Raw genomic sequence first — 18,013 nt, forward strand, 5'->3', positions numbered from 1 at the left:
CTCTGCGCTTCGCCCGGGCGGGTTCCACCAAGCGGCAGCCGTCGACCTCGCCCTCGCGCTGCGCGCTCCGGCGAGGGTGCGGGCCTTCGGCCCGCTGCGGCGTCGGCTGTCTCCTCCGGAGCCATCCGACGCCGCGACCGGATGATCGGTCGGCGGCCCAGGTCTCAGCCCTTCGGGTGACGGTCCCCGGTGCGTTCCGGACCTGACCACAGGCCGCTCGTCTGCCTTCGCTATGTGATGGCGCGTCCGACTCGCGGCCTATGGACAGCTCCGTTCACACGGCCCTTCGGGCCGGACAGGGAGAGCCGGGAGAGAGTGAAAGACGGCTTCGCTTGGGAGTGATCCGGACAGGATCAGAGAAACCCCCACACGGAGACGACGATGCCCCTTCATTCCACCGCCATCGAGGACGTGGACCGCTACGAGCTGGCCGCCATCCTCGCCGGTCTGCGCCTCTTGCAACTGACCCCTGCCCTGCCCCCGGAGGTCGAGGAGATCGCGACCGACTGCAACGAGTTCACGCCCCTCGACGCCGAGCAGATCGACGCGCTTTGCGAACGCATCAACGCCGTCTCGGAGTACCCGTGGCGGGACGTGACCGAGGACGATGACGAAACCCGGGCGTTGAACGCTCGCGTGGCCGCTCTCTTCGAGGAGATCGTCTGATGCTCCGCCAGTATAACCCCCAGCGTCATCGCCGCGTCGAGATCGGCGGGCGCATCCGTCAGGTCGGCACCGTGGCGGTCGGCACCATCGCCCTGATCCAAGGCCGCAAGGTGCAGGTCATGGCATGGCTCCCCCGCGATTACACCGCCGTCGAGCGTGGGCGGTTCGTCATCAAGCGGATCGCGGGCGGGCATCTCGCCCAGGTTCGTGACCTGGCCACCGGGCGGATCGGCCACCTGTCCGATGCGTGGCTCGTCGATGCCGTGACGATCCGCACCGACGAGCCGAATGGCCGCGCGCTCCTGCGGCTTTCCGCGCTGCGTGCCGAGCGCGCGATCGCCGCCGTGGCCGCGGCCGAGGACACCCGCGAGCTGGAGGACGCCCAATGATCCATTCCATCCATCTTCTGTCTGTCTTTCCGAAGCGGTTCGTCTGTCATGCCGATACCGGGCGGGCTGCACAGATCACCGCCCGGCTTCTGGCCGAGCGCCATCCCGGCATGACGTTCGGCTATGACGAAGGCCCCGATTGCCGGCACGACGACTGCCACCCCTCGATCCGGGACAGCGCGTTGTCGTTCGAGGTGCAGCACCTCGTCGCGGCCGAGATGATCCTCGAGGCAGCGGCGAACCCGATGGGCCTGCCGAAATGGTGCGCCTTCCAGTACCGCAACGGCGGCGTGGAGGCCCATCCCGACCACGACCTGCGGGCGGTGGAGATGTGCCGGCGGGACTTCGACGTGGTGGGCGAGCGGGCGATCTTCGCGCGGCAGCCGACCCCGGCCGAGGTGCTGGACCGCTTCCGCGACGCGGCCGGCACGACGGCCTGAATTGGGGCGAGAAATCGCCTCAACCCCCTTATTTCTTTGGCCTATTGCGGCCCCCATGATAGGATCGGGACACGGACAGACCCGATGGAAAGGTCCCCCAATGAACGCTCTTAGCCCCATCACGTCGGCCTGGAAGTCGGCGCAGCTCCTCATCGCCTTTCACCGCAACAAGGACGGGCGGACGCGCAGCGACCCCCGGCTCTGGAGCCCGAAGAACGGCGTGGCCGGCGTCACCGACGATCCGAAGGCCAAGGAGTCCTTCCTTGTCGTGCGCGGCCACGGAGATGCGGGCGATGTGCAGATCAAGCTCCACCCCGACAAGATCATCGTGCGCCGCGATCCCGACGCGATCGGATGGTCGGGCATCCAGGTCGATCACTACGGCGTCCGCGTCCTGGTCGGCGATGTCTGGATCACGGTCCAGCATGACGGCTCGATCAAGCGGGAGGTCGAAGGCCGGGACAACGATACGAGCTGGCTGGAGGCGGACGGCGAGTTCCTGCGCCTGACGCCGGACATGGAGATCAATGTTTCGGGCGACGGTGCGAAGATGACCCGGCGTACGAACGAAGGGTTTGCCGCGATCGTCGGTGACGTGCCCCTCAGCACGGAGCGGGCCGAACCCGAGCGCCCGCTTGCCTACGAGAACAGGCCGCGTCTCGCCAGGGACTGACCCCCCTGCCCTACCATGTGAAGCCCCGCCTCCGGCGGGGCTTTTCGCGTTTGGCCACGGGCGCCGCGGCAGGTCCGTCCCGGGTTTTCCACCCCGGGCCGGAACGACCTTGGGAGTGGAGGTTCGGGGCGAAGCAGGCCCGAGCGAGACCAAAGGTATCGAGCGAGGGCCTGTGGTAAACCCGGGACGGACCGGCGGTCCGGGTGGCGTCAGTTCTTCTTGCCGTCGTTCCTCATGTGCCAGGCCATCGCCATTTCGAGGACGCGGGTGCCGAGGGTGCCGTGCGGGAGAAGACCCATCGGGTCGATCATTTCCCGAACATGGTCGACGACATCGAGAGGAACGTGCCGTGTGGCCTGTACCTTGTCCGGCATCGACGGGTAATCAGGTCGAAGGTTCTTCGTCGGTCCCTTCCCTGCCCGGACAGCCTCGACGAACCCCTCGATGGCCTTATCCAGAAAATGCTTCGTAGCGAACTTGAGGCCATAGGCGTCGTGAATGGCGTCGAAGCTCGACGACACGCCAAGAGCAGGAAATGGCAGATAGCCTCTCAGCCTACTTTTTTCGGGCGATGGCGCGGGTGCGGATTTTGGCTTGCGTGAAGGCGGAGTTTCATCTGCGCGCTTCGGCAACCCGGTTGGCGCCTGGTCCATCGGTCCTGCGACCAGATCGGAGGTTTCATCTGGTTTCGACCCCTCGGTTTGCGATCCCCTATCTGCATTGGGGACTTGCGGAGTTTTGTCGACCGCTACGGGTTTCCGGCCAAGATCGGTCTTGTCCGCCTCTACCGCCGACAATTCATCCGCACGATCCGGTTCGATCGCGTGCTGATCCGAGCGAACGGCTTGCAGGGGAACAGGCTTGTTGTCCGGCGCTTCGGATCGCGGCGTGTCGTCCGATCGGGCCGCCTTGCTCGCTCCTTCGTCGTTCGCGTCGTTGAGCGAGAAGACTTCCTTGTAGCTAAGCCCATCTGGGCGTTTCCTGAGCTTACGTGTCATGCCTGCGCCTCCTTCGCCTCGGGTTCGAGCAGCGACAGCACTTCGTCGGTCAGGGTATCGGCGTCTTTGATGGCCTTCCGGACCTCCGGAGCCATGACGCGCCTGTCGGGGTGTTTGCGGCAATACTCGAAATACTTGTGCAGGATACCGCCTTGCGGAAGGTCCGAGAACACTTGGCGCCGCGGCAGGCGCGACGTCATGACCGGCATCTCGGCGTCGACCAGGGCCTTCAATCCGACCTTGTTCGTCGCCGCCAGTGCGGAATCCCGGGTCGGTGTCCTGTTGAGGAGGATCTGAACGGACACCTCGTCCTCATACCCCTCGATGGCGTCGACGAGGTAGTTGCACGTCCTGAAGAGGGCCTTCATCTCGTTGATGTCGAGAGCTGTCGGCACGATGACAAGCTGCGAGTTCAGGATGATCGTCTGGTTGAGGTCCGAGCCTCCCCCCTTCGTGTCGATGAAGACGAAATCGGCGCCGGCCTCGTCCGCCTTCCGGAGTGCGACACCAAGATCATCTGCATCCTCGATGGTGTAGATCAGGATTTCCTCGTCCCACGTCCCTTTCTCCAGCCCATCGGCTCTCCATGCGGTGATCGGCCTCATCTCGTCGGCTTCGAGAATGGCGACCTTCTTGCCTCGCGCCGACAGCGCCGACACGATCGTCATGAGACTGATCGTCTTCCCGGCCCCGCCCTTGCCGCTCATGAATGTCAGGATCGGAGCCCGCACTTCGTTGTCGGGGGCCGCCGCCGTTTCCATCACCTTCGCTGCTTCCGCCATTCTGATTTCTCCCGGCTCTGCTGCCTGCATGTCCTCAAGTGCGACGGTTCCCAAGGCCCTACGGTCCTGCGGCCGCCAGTTCCCAAGTCCGTCGTTCCATAAGTACGACGGTGCCGAAGGTACCAAGTTCGTGCAATCCCAAGTGCGGATGCGCCCATGACCTTCTAATCATAGATACCTAGGCGCCACAGTCCGCAGGACCGCGGTTCCCCATGTGCCGATGATCCGATGGGCACAGTTCCCTATATACGAATGATCATAAGGACACACATGCTTATCGGCACAAGTTCCCAAGTGTCTAAGTGCACAAGTGCGAATGGTCATATAGCTGCATGTGCCTAAGAACGAATGATCCCAGATACTCCCGATTTTGCGCTCAGAGGCCGCCAGACGGACACATCACCCTAGTTGGCACCACCCCCCCCTCAGGAGTTCGATTTGGCGCTCTGGCGGCCCTGCCAGGCTCTCCTCGGCGGCAATCAAGGTTTGGGGCACGACCCTCCGGAGATGCAATCCAGACCCTCAGAAGGCCTTGACCGATGAAGAAAGAAAACGGAAGGTTCATTGTGGTGAATGGCAGGATATATTCAAATGTATAACATTTGAAACTAGAAGAGCCAAGACCTCCGAAGTGGGACCGATGACGACCGACAACGACCAGACGCCAGGATGGAAGAACCGCCAGATGAAGGGTGGTGATTGGGTTGATCCCAATGCTTCGAAACCTGCCCAGCGGGCGGATCGCACCATCGCCGTGCGGGTGACGGAAGCCGAGCTGGCGGAGTTCGACACGCAGATCGCTCGGCTTGGGATCAAGCGGAACCGCGCGCTCCGGATCGCCATGCGGCGGATTGGGGGGTTCGTGGAGGCCGATCCGATGCAGGTCGAAGCACTTCGCGACGTCGCGCGGCAGCTCGTCGGCGTGGCGCGGAACATCAACCAGATCGCAAAATCCGCGAACCGGACCCGCGATCCGGACTACCGGGCCTTCATGGAAGAACGGGCGGCACTCGGAAAAGTCCTCGTTCAAGTGCAAGGGCAGACGCAGACGATCCTCGACCTGGCTGCGCGACGCGAGGACGGGCTGGCGCGACTCGACCGTGAGGTCGACGAATGAGTTACGAGGTCGCCACGTTCCTGAAGCGAGGCAGGGCAGCCAAGTCCGGCGTCTCCGCACTCGATGCCGTCATGGGAGAAGACTGGGCGATCATCGAGCCGGGCCGGGCACGACGGGCGCGCGAGGCGCGACTTGGCCTGCAAATGGCTCATCGAGCGAATGTCGAACGGATGCGAGGCGGAGGAGGGGGCGGGGGCGTCAGCCTTCCGGGGCGCAAGCCGCAAGCCGTCATCAAGATGATCCGCAATGGAGGGGCGTCCGACCTGCGCGGTCTCCGAGCACAGATGACCTACCTGTCGCGAGAGGGCTCTCAGCCCTTACAGCGATCGGAGGCCATGATGGGCCTTCCGGTCGATGCCGAGCAGGCGGATGCCATCGAGAAGGATTGGCGGATGCCGCCCGAGGGCTCCGGTCATGCTGACCGGACGTCGCATTTCATCGCCAGCTTTCCGGAGAACACCGATCCCCAGGCCGCCGAACGGGCAGGGCGGGCCTGGGCGGAGGAGATGTTCGGGTCGGGACAGTACGGCGGGGACAGCTACGACTACTACACCGCGTTCCACACCGACCGGGCACATCCACACATGCATGTCGTCGTCTACCGCCGGGGGCTGGAGAACGGCGAATGGCTCAAGGTCTCGCAGCGCGGCGACATGAACTACGATCGGATGCGCGAGGTCCTGGTGAACGTCGCCGGCCGCGAGGGAATCGAGTTGGAAGCGACACCGCGCCTGGCGCGAGGACTTCACGACCGACCGGTGCCGGACGCGGAATACCGTAGGGCGGGCGAAGAAGGCCGTGAACCGATTCCGCCTTCGCATACACGGACGACTGCCATTCTCGCGGCGGCGGCGCTCCTGCATCAATCCCGCCGCTTCGCGACCGAGGCGCAACTGGTCGAAGGCAAGTCGCCCGAGACCGCACGGATTCTCTATGCGGCCTCCGCAGCCGCATCCGAGGGGAAGGCTCTTGCGGAGATCACAGCGACTATCAGCAATCGGCAGGAGGCCGACATGAGCGAACGTGTCAATGCGGTGAAAACCGAGATCCGGGACAGCATCGACAAGATGGACCGGGGCGTGGAGAAAGTTGGCGACAATGCCACCCGAATGAGGCTGGCCCGCGAGATCGCCAGTCTGAAAGCGGAGACGGCTCCGCTTCTCGCCAATCCGCGCGACCTGGCCCCCTTCACGCAACCGGGCGAAAGTGGGCGTTACCGGGGTCTCGAGCAGAACAATCCCAGCGAGCTCGCAGCGAAGAGCGTCGTGGAAGAGCGCGTAAAAGCCGTGGCAACCCGGTACGGCGTCGATCCCGAGGCGACGGTAGAGCGGTATTCCGGCTCGACGCCATCCAAAGGTCTTGAACGCCAATTCCAAAGCGCCGAGGTCGAAGAGCGCGGCAGGACACGGGTTGCGCGCGGCGAAGGTCCGGAGGACGTGCAGGCGCGTGACGTCGCATTGTCTAGGATGCATCAGGAGATCGGATTGATCTACGATGCCGCCCGCGAGCGCAGTCGCGATGCCCGACCGGCGGCGATGCCTCGCGGCCTGGGAGGCGACGAGGGCAGGACTGATGCTGCCACACCCGATGCACGCCGTCAGGACCAAGCTCATCAAGCACAAACGGAAGCACAGCAACGCGACCGGGCCATCGACCCGATCGCACAGCGCATCGTCGACGAGCAGGCGGCGGAAAAGCGCGCCGCTGCGGCTCGCGAGGCGGCTCGGGAGCAGCGCGACCGGGAACTCGACGAGCGCGCCAAGCGCGATCGCGACAACGGCCGCGGCCTCTGACAGAAACGAGGAACAGAATGTCCCCTTCGAAATCCATCCTGCCGCTCGCACTCGGCGGCCTTCTGATTGGGCTCCTGCTCGGCTCGATCGTCGCCGGCGCCTATGCCTCGTGGGTCGTCGGTCGCGATCCCACGAATGTCGGCTTCACAACAATCTTCGACTTCATGCCCCTGTCGCTACAGGACATCCCGAAGCTGGAACCGATCCGTACGGCCTTGATGATCTGGGCGGCAATCGCGGTTGTCGCCGCGATCGCGATCCCGGCTATCGGTCGCCCGCGCCAGCTCACCAGCCACGGTTCGGCTCGCTGGGCCACCCAACAGGAATTGAAGAAAGCTGGCCTGTCGACGCAAATCAGGACCCTGAACGGACCCATCTATGCCAAGTTCGGCCCGCCGAACTCGAATGCGGATTTTTTTTCCTCGCGGGAAATCCCGCATTGCATGGCGATCGCCCCGACCGGATCGGGCAAGACGCGCGGCATCACGATCCCGACGGTGCTGACCTATCCCGGTTCGATCTTTGCCCTCGATATGAAGGGTGAGCTGTTCGCGAAGACAAGCCGGCGACGGATGACTTTCGGCGACAAGGTGTTCAAGTTCGCACCTCTCGACGACAACGATCGGACGCATCGCTACAATCCGCTTCAGGTCGTGCTGGACGCACATCCTCGGCGGCAGTTCACGGAGGCCAAGCGTGTCGCGTCCTCCTTCATTATCGCGCATGGGAACGGGCAAGGTTTCCTAGAAGGCGCCCGTGAGATTTTCACGGCCGCTGCCATCCACGTCATCGAGAAGGGCACACCGACGATCGGTGCGATCCTCGACGCGCTTTCCCAGCCCGGTGAAAGCTCGAAACTGATGTGGAACCTCGGCGACGAGACGAAATCCGAGGACGCCAGGAAGATCTTCTACAAGATGTCGGGCATGGAATCCCGCATCCTCAGCTCGTACCTGTCGGTTCTCGGAGACGGTGGTTTGAGCCTATGGAACAACCCCGCAATCCGTGCGGCCACCTCGAAATCCGATTTCACCTTTGCCAACCTGCGGTCCGAACCTGCCACGATCTACTTCGTCGTCTCGGACAACGATCTGAGCGATCTGGCGCCGCTCGTTCGACTGATGTTCCAGCAGGCCATCAAGATTCTGAAAAGGGCCGAGCCGGACCCCGAGAAGGGCGAGAAATACACTGTCCTCTTCTGTCTCGACGAGTTCGCGTCCCTTGGAAGAATGGACGCTTTGATGGATGGGATTGCCACGCTCCGCAGCTTCGGCGGCCGAGTGATGATCATCCTCCAGACGCTTGGCCAGTTGCGGAAGCATTACGACAAGGATGGCGAAACCATCTTCCTGTCGAACTGCCGCATACAGCTCTTCATGTCCGCAGCGGACGAGGAGACTCCCCGCTACGTCAGCGAGGCGGTCGGCGACTTCACCCGCAAGTCGCGGTCGAAATCTTGGAAGGGCGGTCAACTGACGACCTCTTATCAGGAGCGCGAAGATGGCGCCCGGCTGATCCGGCCCGAGCAGGTGCGAATGCTTGGCAAGAACACGATCCTCGCGCTGGTCGAGGACTCCTACCCGGTCATCGCCAGCAAGGTAATCTACTACGAGGACAAGATCCTCAAACCAATCTTCGACGACCAGACTGGTCCTCTACCGGAGCCTCCGGTGCTGCCGGACGATCCGATCAGTGAGACAGCCCAGCCCTTGGCACCTGCACAATCGAGCAATGGGAGCAATGGCGCGGATAATCCGCTTGCTGCGCTACGGCCTGCCACGGTCTCGTCGACTCCCGCGGTCGATCCGGATCGAGCCAAGGATGGTGCAGCGTCAGAGGCCCCTGTTCCAGACAAGGCTGCCGTAAGCGAACCGACTGTCGCCGGTCCGAACGCGACCGATGTCGGGGATGCAGAACCCGACGATTCCCAGGAAGCAGCGGAGCTGGCCGCGCTCTATCCCGTAAGAGACAAATGCCGGCGACTGGATGCCGCTCTGACCCTCGCGCAAGAAATGTATGCGGTAGGGATGCGATCCGAGGAAAAGAATGATGCGGCCCCGGCGCAATCTGCGCCCGAGGACGTCACCAACGAAGGCGATGAAGCAAGTAAGGTCGGCAATGTTGACGAAACGTCTTCGCAGCGCCCGAAAGGCTTGCGAAGGGCGAACCTGTCGCAAGCGCAAGCAAACATATTCCCCAATAAGGACGAAACAGGTCAGGATCGGCCCGAACCAGATCAGCCTGGCGCCTGATCCTCCAACGCCGGCATGAACACCTGCAGGACGCCACGACGCCCCTCGTGGCGTCCTGTCTGTATCACGAGGTCGATGGTGGCGCGGGCGTAGTCGAGGATGTCGCCCCGGCCGAGGTCGAGGCCTGCGCGCAGCACCATCATCGCCATGCGTTCGAGCGCGAGCTGCGGGCTGTCGGCATGGATGGTGCTGATCGAGCCGGGGTGCCCGGTGTTGATCGCCTCGAGGAAGTTGAACGCCTCCGCGCCACGGATTTCGCCCAGGATCAGCCGGTCGGGCCGCATCCGGAGCGCGCTCTCCAGAAGGCGGGCAGGGGAGCGTTCCGAGTCCGTCCGCCGGTCGGCGACGAGCGCCACATTGTTCGGATGCGGCAGGTGCAGCTCGGGCGCGTCCTCGATCGTCACCATGCGCTCGCCCCGGTCGGCCATCGACATGATCGCGCGGGCGAGGGTGGTCTTGCCCGAGGAGGTACCGCCGGAGACGAGGATGTTCAGCTTCTCGGTGACGGCCCGGTGCATGAGATTGGCGAGATCGCCGGCCTCGGCCAACGCGCGCAGCTCCTCCAGCCGGTCGAGACGCTGCCGCTCGACATCGACCTCGGCCCCCATGAGGAATCCCACCTCGTGCAGCTCCAGGATGCGCGAGACGTACTTGCGGATCGACACCGACACGCCGGCCTCGATCGCGGGCGGCACGATGACCTGCACGCGCATCGACTGGCCGAAGACATGGACGCGGCCCGAGACGATGGGGTGGTGGCGGCCGAGCTGCGTCCTGGCCTCGCCGGCGAGATGCGCGCCGAGCGCGTTCAGGCGTTCGGGCGGGATCGCGCCCTCCCACCGCTCCATGTGGCCGCGCTGCGCGTACTCGACCCAGACGCTGCGGTCGGGGTTGATGACCACCTCGTTGACGCCTTCGTCGATGAGAAGGTCGCGCAGCGGCAATAGCCCTTGCTCAGCATAGCTGGCAGGGCTGGCGGTCGAGCCAACTATGCTATCAACCCGTTGCACTAGAACACTAAATCCCTGTTGACGAACACGGTCATGTAGACGCCCTGGTCGATGTAGATGACCGGGCCGGCGTTCAGGTAATCCGCCATTACGCCCTGCGTGGCCGTGGCCATGTCGTCGCCCACGTCCTGCATCGCGTCTGCCGCATCGCCCCTTGTATCGTCCTTGATGACCACATCCGGACCGGCGCCGATGAGCGAGATCAGCGCGGCCGAGCCGAACCGCTGGCGGAACCGGGTATCCACCTGTCCCGCCTGTCCCGACATCCCGAGCGCGTCGGCGCCGTAGCCGCCCAGCTCGACGCTGACGCCCTCGGGCGTCACCGCCCGGTTCCAGGCGATCTGCACGCGGTCCTGAATGACCGAGACGTCCGAGTTGTACGACCCGATCAGACGCGAGCCGCGCGGGATCAGGACGTTCATGCCATCGTAGCTCATCACGTCGTCGGTCACGACGGCGCGGATCGCGCCGGGCAACTCGGTCGAGATCGCGGTCTCCAGCACGGCGTTGAGCGTCGTGCCCTGCACGATGGTCCGGCTCGGATTGGCGATCCGGGTGGCGCGCACGGTGTCGTAACTTTGCGTGCTGGCGTCCTGGATGAACTGCTCGTTCGAGGTCAGGGTGCGCCCCGAGGCATCGCCCGCGCCGGACGCGCCCCCCTGGCTGCCGCCGGTCTTGGCGCCGGCCGCGTCGAGGACGATGCCGTTCGACATGATCTGCGCCTCGGCGATCGCCGCCCGGCGCTGGCGCTCCTCTTCGAGACGCCGACGCGCCTCGCGTTCGTCCTCGCTCATGCCGGTATCGCCGCCCCCGGCGTTCTGGGCCATCTGCGCGAGGAGCGCCTGGTAGCGCGCATCCGCGTCTTCCCGTTCCCGTTCGAGCTTCGTCTGCATGTCGTCGAGGGCCGCTTGCAGGGCCTCGTCGCCGCCCTGCGACTGGCGCAGGGATTCGAGCTGCGCTTCGAGATCGGCGATGCGCTTGCGGTCCTCCTCACGGCCATCGTCGACTGGCGGCGGTGTCATCGGCGTCATCACGGCGGGGATGGGCGTCGTGTCGGGCTGATCCACGGGTTGACCGGCCGGCATTCCGGTATCCACCCCCGGCGCCGTTTCTTCTCTCTGCATCTCCTGGGTCTGCGACGTGTCGGGACCGCTTGTATCCACGGCCTCCGGACTCAAAATGAAGTAGGCGACGACACCCACGGCCCCGAGGAAAGCAACAGCAGCGATTGTTCGACCGCGGCCGGACCCTTCCGAGCCACCCTCGATCATCTGGTCGCGCGTGTTCGTACCCTGATCGCTCATTTTATTACCACGCTGCCCCGAATTTCGGGATCATAGACGGCGTAACCCTGGCCGAGCTGCGGCGCGCGCCGCCCGCCCGGCACCGAGCGGATCACGTCGCCATGCGCCACGCAGATCTCCTCGTCGCCGATGCGGATGGTCCAGCGGTCCGACACGCGATCGACGATGCTGGCGTTCTCGGCATGACGGACATTGACGATGCTCTCGCGCCCGTCCGGCCCGACGAGGAAGATACCCGGCCGCCGGGCGTTCTCGGGAAAGACGAAGATGGTGCGCTTGCCGTCGTCGTAGACCTGAAGCGGCTTGATCGAGGTCGCATCGCCGGCGGCGTAGTAGTCGAAGTCCTTCGGCCGTTCGGCCCGCTCGATCGCCGCGCTGCGGGCCTGCGCCTCGACGCCGGGATAGCGGAAGCTGACGCGGTAGTTCAGGTTGGGCGCTCCGACCTGGCCCGCCCGCGCCCGCAGTTCGAACGTGTAGGGGCGCTGGTTCGTGTAGACCGTCATGTTGGTGTAGGCGCCCTCGATCAGCGGCTTCACCGACAGCACGTCACCGCGGTCGAGACGGACGATCTGCCAGCTTTCGCTGTCGCCCACCTGAACGGACTCGATGTTCTCGCCCGGCTCGAACTCGATCGAGGTGATGAAGCGCATATAGGTGTCGAGCCGGTAGACCTCGTGCTCGTCGTAGGTGAACGACCGGATGCGGCTGTCCTGCGGGAAGGGCCGCGGCGTCGTCTCGGCCGTGGCAAGGCCGGTCATGGCAAGGAGCGCGATGAGGGGGAGAGCGTGCTTCATGGGTCAGCCTCTCGGATCGAGGGTTTCCGCGTCGATGCGGTAGCCGGTGACGGTGAAGCCGAGCGGATTGCGCCAGACCTGATCCAGTGTGCGTTCGGTGCGGGGCTCGAAGGCGTAGCCGACCACGGCCACGAAGTCGCGCTCGACGGCGGTTTGGCCCTCCTTCTCCATGCGGCGCACGAAGCGGACCTGCGCGGTGTCGTCGTCGAGGATCGAGACCGAGCGGACGCGCGTGGTGATGACGGTATCGCCGCCATAGAGCGTCGGTGGATACTGTTCGGAGCTGCTGTTCCAGATCGCGCGGAGCGACGACTGCGCCTGTCCCTGAGACATGCCGTCGACGAGCGGGATGCGCTGCGGATTGTCGTTCGGATCGTAGGTCTCGCGGTTGGTGACGTAGCGGACCAACTCGGCCTCGAGGACCGCGCGCTGGTCGTCGAGCGAGGTCGGACGGACCGAGACCACCTGCTCGGACTCGCCCGTGGCACGGTCCACCATGACGACGTAGGGCCGTGTCTCCTTGAGCGGCACCGTCAGCGCGAGCGTCACCACCGAGGCCAGCCCGATCCCCATGCCAAGGGCACCCACGACCCAGCCGATGTTGCGTTGCCGGCGCAGCGAGAAGAACACCTCGTTCTCGAAGGCTTCGGCGGTCTCATCTGGGGTTTTCTTCGCCATCGGGGCAGATTCCTTCCGGGCCGCGTCGCGAAGGACGCGGAGTGTTCACACATCGCAGGCTGGCAGACCTGCGTGTCAGTCTTCCTTGGTCTCGTCGGTGCGTCTGTTTCTGCGGCTTCGCCGGTTCTCGTACCGCTGTCCCGCATTGGCCGCGCGGTAGCGGTCGACGCTGCTCGCTTGGCCTCCGCGCATGGCGGCGTGCGACGCATTGAGGTCGGCGTACTTGTTGCGGATTTCCTTCTGCCGCGCGAACTCGATCTGCTTGCCTTCCCAGTAGTTGCTGCCGGATTTCTCGGCGGCGACCCCGGCCCGGTGTCCCTCGATTTGAGCGCCGCCGATGCGTGCGATCTCTCGGCCACCGGCTGTCGCAATCTTGCCGGCGACCGCCGAGGCGCCGACCGCAGCGGTCGCGCCGCCGATCGCCATCGCCACGCCGTTGGCGGTCGCGGTGATCGTGCCAGACAGGCCGTTGACCAGCGTGGGCACCATCGCAGTCATGAAGATCGCGCCGACACCGACGATGATGAAGCCGCCGGCATCTTCGAGTGTGATTGCCGCATCCGCTTCAGCAATAAGACTCTGACCAATCCCGACGATCGCTCCGACGACGCCGGCCATGACTAGCGGGATCAGTGCGAAGCCGAGGGTGAACCGCACCCAGCTTTCGAACAGGTTCGAGGTCGCTTTGAACATCAGCGCCGGAATGAAGATCGGCGCGAGCGCGATGGCCATTCCGAGCCCGATCTTGCCCAGCGAGATGACGATGATTGCGGCTGCCGCCATGAGCGAACCAATGATCCAGACGACGATCGCCGCAAAGCTGATGCCGAAAGGAAGGCTCGCGTTCTCCGACAGCGTATCGGAGAAATTGAACATCGTTGAGATAATCTCGTCGAACGCGGTGTTCAGGTTAGGCGCATCGACAATGCCCATCAGCTTGGCGCCAAGCTCCTGAGGTGTGTTGGTGACGATGTCGTAGATCGGCTCGAACTGCGCCCAGGTCGTCGCGACGGCGGTGATGATGATGTAGCGGACGCCCCACTTGAAGTATTCGCTCGTGCGGATCGGCACCCATTGCGTCAGCGCATTAAGCGCGATGAAGGCCAGACCGACGAGACCCATCGCCTGGCATATGGTTGCGATCGGTCCAGCGAACGCGGTGAAGCTGCTCTCAGCGTAGTTGCCGATCGCGTTGTCCACTTGGTTCAAGGTATTCTCAACGTAGCTCGCCATCGGTCCGGTCTTCCGTTACTCGATCGCGCCGACGTCGCGGCAATAGCTTATCATTGCGAGGTTTTGTTCGCGATTGCTCTCCATCGCACGGGAATGTGGGTGCAAGGCATCGTTCGACATACCGAAGTATTCCTCGGGCACCATCGCCTTGATCGCGTCCCAGTCACGCCGGTCGTTCAGGCAGGAAATGTCGTAGGGTCGTCCTTCTGCGTATGCTTCACATTGCGCCATACGATAGGCGGTGTCCCAGCGTTCGCGGTATTTCATCAATATATTGTAGAGGGCATTGTTCGAGCCCGAGATCGCACGGGCCTCATCGCTATCCATGTCCATCTGGTTCTCACAAATCCACGAGCCGCCGGTGGCGTGCGCCATCGGCGTCGCGAGGATCAGGGCAGCGGCCGCAGCCGCCAGGGTCGAGTTCAGCGTCATCCGTCATCTCCCACGCGCATGAAGGTCCGGGACGCCGCCTGTTCACGCGCTGCCAGAAGGGCGTCCGTGCCGGTGGCGTTGGCCTGCGCCGCCTGGAGCCGCAAGCTCTCGTTCAGAAGCACCGCGATCTCGCCCAGCATCCGGGTGTTGTAATCCACCGACGCCTTGAGATCGGCGTTGCCGTCGATCTGCCCGATGAGCTGGTTCACCCGGCCCATTGACGTATTGGCCCGCGCGTAGGTGTCCTCGGCCGTCGCCACCGCCGCGAGGCCCGCGCCCGCCTGCGTGGCGAGCGCCCGGTCCTGCGGCGTGTCCGATGTCAGGAACCCGTTGAGATCGGGCAACGCGAACGTGGTCTTCAGTTCGTTCATCCGCGCGGTCAGCGCCGAGGCGTTGCCGGGGATCGCCGCGCCCGTCATCCCGCCCGACATGATCGCGGACAGGCTGCCGGCCGATTCCCGCGCCGCGATCTCGGGCGCGGAGTTCAGGATGCCGGCGATCGCCTTGTCGCCGGTCATGCTCTGAAGCTGCTGGAGCTGGTTGGCGTAGTCCTGCCGCATCTGTTCGAGCTGTGCGATGGCCTGCGCCACCGAGGCCGCGTCGAAGGTCGGCACGCCCTGGGCGTGCGCCGGGGCCGACGCAAGTGCGCCGGCGGTGATCGCCGCCAGTGCGGCCGCGTTGCGAAGTCTCCGGATCATACCGTGGCCTCTCCCGTGGTGTTGATGGATTCCCAGTTGCAGACGCAGGGCGACGTCTTCTCGGTGTAGGTCACGCAGCCCCCCAGCAGGGCGGCGAGCGCGAGCGCGGCGATGATGCGGACCATCAGACGGCCTCCTTGAAGGGCAGGGGTTCGTTGTCCTTGTCGTCGTCCCCGGAATCGTCCGCGACACGGCCTGCGCCGAGCGCCCGGAGCATCGGCCCGAGGACCGACAGGTCAAGGTCCACGATCGTGCTGGCATCGTTCGCCCGCACCAGCGCCGTGCGCGCACCCGCCGCCGAGGTGCAGAGGAACTCCTCTTCCCGGTCGGTCAGGTTCAGCGGTGCCAGTTCCCGGCTCGTGTTCTTCGAGCTCGGGAACAGGATTTGCGTCACGCAGCTCTCGAAGATCGAGCCGCCGGCGGCGCTCTCGGCGATGTGGCTGACGCGCTGCGTCAGCATGACCACGACGACGTTCTTCTTCCGCATCGTCAGCATCCAGTCCTTCAGGCGGGCCTGGAAGTACGGATCGTCGAGCATCTTCCAGGCTTCGTCGAGCACGATGATCGTCGGCCGCCCGTCCTCGACCGTCCGCTCGATGCGCCGGAACACGTAGGAGAGCCACGCGGTCCGCACCGCCGGGCTGTCGAAGATCTCCGTCAGGTCGAACGCGGTGATCCGGTTCGAGAAGCGCAGCGGATCGCCTTCCTTGCCGGAGAACAGCCAGTGATACTTGCCGTCATCCCACTGACCCATTCGCGTATGCAGATCGCCGCCGTCATCCACCGAGACGAGCTGGCTGCGGAAGGCGCTCAGCGTTTGCAGGTAGGGGTCGCTATCGGCGTTGGCGCGCACGGCGTTCGACAGGGCCTCCTCCTGTGCCGCCGTGAGCGGCGGGGCGTCGGCGGTCAGCAGCGCGCCGAGCCAGTCCGTGAGCCAGCCGACCCCGCGCAGGTCCGCCTCGGAGCGGAACGGGTTGAACCCGGTCGGCACGCCCATCTGGACGGCCGAGTAGCTGCCCCCGAGCCCGCGGATCGCGCTCTCCAGGCCCCGGTCCTTGTCGAAGGCGATGATGCGCGGGCCGAGCCGCTGCGCCTGCGCCAGAAGGAACGCGGTGCCGAGCGTCTTGCCCGAGCCGGTCCGCCCGATGACGAGCGTATGGCCCACCGTGCGGTCGCCCGGCTCGCCGGGCTGGTGGAAGCTGAAGCGGTAGGGCTCGCCGCCGAGCGTCGGCAGGATGGTGATCGGGGCGCCCCAGGGCTCGGTGCCCGGTTCGAGCCCGCGGCCCGTGGTATGCAGCGCGGCGAAGTCCGCGAAGCAGGCCGACGAGATCATCGCGTCGCGCGCCCGGAAGGTGAAGTTCCCGGGATGTTGCGCGAAGTACGCCGTGCGCGCGCCGATGTCCTCGCGCACCGCGACCGCGAGGGCGCGCTGCGATTGCGTGCGGATCTCCGAGGCGAGGTCGTTCAATTCCTCGGGCGAGCGGGCCACGGCCATGATCGAGACCTGATGCTGGCCGAAGCTGATCCGCCCGGACGCGAGATCGTCGGCGGCATCGACGAGCTGCGCCTGCGCCGAGCGCGCCGCATCGTCGGCCGCGCTCATCTGCCGGATCGTGCGCTGCACGCGCCCGAGTGCGGGCACGAGGTCGATCGGCGTGAAGGAGTGCGTGACGATGGTATCGCCGGGCAGGTCGAGCCGGTCGAGGAAGCCCGGTGCGGTCTCGGTCGGGTACTTCTTGAAGGTGAACATCGCGCCGAAGCGCATGTCGTCCTCGTCGCTGCCCAGCACGACGAAACTGTCGCCCCGGAAGTCCACGCGGCTGTCGACGAGGAGATTGCCGATCGGCGTGAAGGCCACGCCGGGGGTCAGGGGCGCGTACTTGCCGGTCACGGCGGTCCGCAGAAGCCCGAGCCAGCGGCCGTCCGCGAGCGTCAGCCGCTCGGGCCGCGTGGGCGTCACGGCCTGCATCAGATTGGTGGTAACTTCGTTCAACACCGCGATGCGGCGGGTGCGCTCGGCGCGGAGGTCGCGTTTGGAGCCACCCGTGATCCGGGCCAGGAGCCCGGCCAGCTTTCGGGCGCGCACGACGACGGAGACCATCGAGACGCGCTCGCGCAGGCCCCCGCCGGAGATCAGGCCTTGCCATTGCGCGTCGATCCGCGCCGCGAGCCCGTCGCCCTCGACGGGCAGCAGGATCGGGGCGGTCTCGTGGGAGATACGATGGACGTAGAACGCGATGTCGGGCCGGGCCTGCGCGACGGTCGAGCCGAAGGCCCGTGCCACGTCCGCGACGAACGTCGCGTCGGCGGTGTCGGCCTCGATGCCCGAGACGAGGAACGACGCCATGACGTCACCGTCGCGCAGCATGAGGACGTCCTCCCCCACGCCCGTGACGTAGGGGAGGTAGGAGGCGAGCATGTGCTCGCGCTTGAGGCCCGGCGGATCGACGGCGCGGCGCCCGAGGCCCTGCTTCACATCAAGCACGGTAGATCATCCCCTTGCCCTTGAACCAGCTCGGCGGCGGAGGCGTCTTCCCGAGGCTGGTGAAGATCACGTCGAGCAGCCGGGGGTCGTAGTTGGCGAGCGCCCGGAGGGCGGCGTAGCCGAGGCCCGCGCTTCCCAGCAGCCACAGCACCGAGAGCGTCGCGATGTAGCCGCCGACGACCACGAGAAAGAGGATCACGAGGTAGGTCATCGGCAGGCCGGCCATCGAGACGGGCCGTGTGAGCGCCAGGAAGCACGGGTTCCGCATA

General features: G+C 65.3%; 19 protein-coding genes. 7 read left to right on the forward strand and 12 right to left on the reverse strand.

Annotated elements, in window-relative coordinates; all coding sequences use genetic code 11:
* Positions 1-381: 381 nt before the first annotated feature.
* The 4 genes from LX81_RS14590 to LX81_RS14605 all read left to right on the forward strand — a co-directional run bounded on the left by LX81_RS14590 (position 382) and on the right by LX81_RS14605 (position 2,168).
* Positions 382-666, forward strand: coding sequence for a hypothetical protein (locus LX81_RS14590; RefSeq protein WP_111538065.1), 285 nt, complete (start codon positions 382-384; stop codon positions 664-666).
* Positions 666-1,055: a hypothetical protein gene (locus tag LX81_RS14595; protein ID WP_111538066.1), complete on the forward strand. Its 390-nt coding sequence runs from the start codon at positions 666-668 to the stop codon at positions 1,053-1,055. The genes LX81_RS14590 and LX81_RS14595 overlap by 1 nt, the downstream gene beginning before the upstream one ends.
* Positions 1,052-1,495 carry a hypothetical protein gene (locus LX81_RS14600; RefSeq protein WP_111538067.1) on the forward strand — a complete coding sequence of 148 codons (444 nt, stop codon included), beginning with the start codon at positions 1,052-1,054 and terminating at the stop codon, positions 1,493-1,495. Before LX81_RS14595 ends, LX81_RS14600 begins: the two co-directional genes overlap by 4 nt.
* A 100-nt stretch (positions 1,496-1,595) precedes the next feature.
* Entirely contained in the window at positions 1,596-2,168 is a 573-nt protein-coding gene (locus tag LX81_RS14605) for a hypothetical protein (RefSeq protein WP_211322782.1), read from the forward strand.
* 209 nt (positions 2,169-2,377) lie between these two features.
* Here the strand turns inward: LX81_RS14605 and LX81_RS21910 are convergent, their stop codons facing one another.
* The gene (locus LX81_RS21910) at positions 2,378-3,166 is read right to left on the reverse strand and encodes a hypothetical protein (protein ID WP_146259439.1); all 789 of its coding nucleotides are present in this window, start codon (positions 3,164-3,166) and stop codon (positions 2,378-2,380) included.
* Positions 3,163-3,948 carry a nucleotide-binding protein gene (locus LX81_RS14615; RefSeq protein WP_170133959.1) on the reverse strand — a complete coding sequence of 262 codons (786 nt, stop codon included), beginning with the start codon at positions 3,946-3,948 and terminating at the stop codon, positions 3,163-3,165. The genes LX81_RS21910 and LX81_RS14615 overlap by 4 nt, the downstream gene beginning before the upstream one ends.
* Before the next feature lie 532 nt (positions 3,949-4,480).
* Between LX81_RS14615 and LX81_RS14620 the strand changes: the two genes are divergently transcribed.
* The 3 genes from LX81_RS14620 to LX81_RS14630 all read left to right on the forward strand — a co-directional run bounded on the left by LX81_RS14620 (position 4,481) and on the right by LX81_RS14630 (position 9,110).
* Positions 4,481-5,065, forward strand: a complete 585-nt coding sequence (locus tag LX81_RS14620; protein WP_234822625.1) for a DNA mobilization endonuclease VirD1/MobC family subunit — start codon at positions 4,481-4,483, stop codon at positions 5,063-5,065.
* Between the two features lie 284 nt (positions 5,066-5,349).
* Positions 5,350-6,858: a relaxase/mobilization nuclease domain-containing protein gene (locus LX81_RS14625; RefSeq protein WP_170133960.1), complete on the forward strand. Its 1,509-nt coding sequence runs from the start codon at positions 5,350-5,352 to the stop codon at positions 6,856-6,858.
* A gap of 17 nt (positions 6,859-6,875) precedes the next feature.
* Positions 6,876-9,110 carry a type IV secretory system conjugative DNA transfer family protein gene (locus LX81_RS14630; protein WP_111538071.1) on the forward strand — a complete coding sequence of 745 codons (2,235 nt, stop codon included), beginning with the start codon at positions 6,876-6,878 and terminating at the stop codon, positions 9,108-9,110.
* Here LX81_RS14630 and virB11 read toward each other — a convergent pair.
* The 10 genes from virB11 to LX81_RS14675 form a co-directional block, all read right to left on the reverse strand.
* Positions 9,095-10,054, reverse strand: a complete 960-nt coding sequence (gene virB11 / locus LX81_RS14635) for a P-type DNA transfer ATPase VirB11 (RefSeq protein ID WP_234822626.1) — start codon at positions 10,052-10,054, stop codon at positions 9,095-9,097. The genes LX81_RS14630 and virB11 overlap by 16 nt on opposite strands.
* A gap of 65 nt (positions 10,055-10,119) precedes the next feature.
* Complete coding sequence (locus tag LX81_RS14640) at positions 10,120-11,424, reverse strand: TraB/TrbI/VirB10 family type IV secretion system protein (protein WP_111538072.1); 1,305 nt, start codon at positions 11,422-11,424, stop codon at positions 10,120-10,122.
* On the reverse strand, positions 11,421-12,218 hold the full coding sequence (locus tag LX81_RS14645; RefSeq protein ID WP_111538073.1) for a TrbG/VirB9 family P-type conjugative transfer protein: 798 nt from the start codon (positions 12,216-12,218) through the stop codon (positions 11,421-11,423). The genes LX81_RS14640 and LX81_RS14645 overlap by 4 nt, the downstream gene beginning before the upstream one ends.
* A 3-nt stretch (positions 12,219-12,221) precedes the next feature.
* Positions 12,222-12,896, reverse strand: coding sequence for a VirB8 family type IV secretion system protein (locus LX81_RS14650; RefSeq protein ID WP_111538074.1), 675 nt, complete (start codon positions 12,894-12,896; stop codon positions 12,222-12,224).
* Positions 12,897-12,971: 75 nt separating this feature from the next.
* Complete coding sequence (locus LX81_RS14655; RefSeq protein WP_111538075.1) at positions 12,972-14,129, reverse strand: TrbL/VirB6 family protein; 1,158 nt, start codon at positions 14,127-14,129, stop codon at positions 12,972-12,974.
* 15 nt (positions 14,130-14,144) lie between these two features.
* The gene (locus LX81_RS14660) at positions 14,145-14,561 is read right to left on the reverse strand and encodes a hypothetical protein (protein WP_111538076.1); all 417 of its coding nucleotides are present in this window, start codon (positions 14,559-14,561) and stop codon (positions 14,145-14,147) included.
* Positions 14,558-15,259: a type IV secretion system protein gene (locus LX81_RS14665; RefSeq protein ID WP_170133961.1), complete on the reverse strand. Its 702-nt coding sequence runs from the start codon at positions 15,257-15,259 to the stop codon at positions 14,558-14,560. The genes LX81_RS14660 and LX81_RS14665 overlap by 4 nt, the downstream gene beginning before the upstream one ends.
* A complete protein-coding gene (locus LX81_RS23165) occupies positions 15,256-15,384 on the reverse strand; it encodes a hypothetical protein (protein WP_272939490.1) in 129 nt (42 codons plus the stop codon). Before LX81_RS23165 ends, LX81_RS14665 begins: the two co-directional genes overlap by 4 nt.
* Positions 15,384-17,744: a VirB4 family type IV secretion/conjugal transfer ATPase gene (locus tag LX81_RS14670; RefSeq protein WP_111538078.1), complete on the reverse strand. Its 2,361-nt coding sequence runs from the start codon at positions 17,742-17,744 to the stop codon at positions 15,384-15,386. Before LX81_RS14670 ends, LX81_RS23165 begins: the two co-directional genes overlap by 1 nt.
* Positions 17,737-18,012 (reverse strand): VirB3 family type IV secretion system protein, encoded by a 276-nt coding sequence (locus LX81_RS14675; RefSeq protein WP_111538079.1) that lies wholly within the window; start codon positions 18,010-18,012, stop codon positions 17,737-17,739. Before LX81_RS14675 ends, LX81_RS14670 begins: the two co-directional genes overlap by 8 nt.
* Position 18,013: the final 1 nt, after the last annotated feature.

The organism is Palleronia aestuarii (genome assembly GCF_003253995.1).
GTDB classification, from domain to species: Bacteria; Pseudomonadota; Alphaproteobacteria; order Rhodobacterales; family Rhodobacteraceae; genus Palleronia; species Palleronia aestuarii.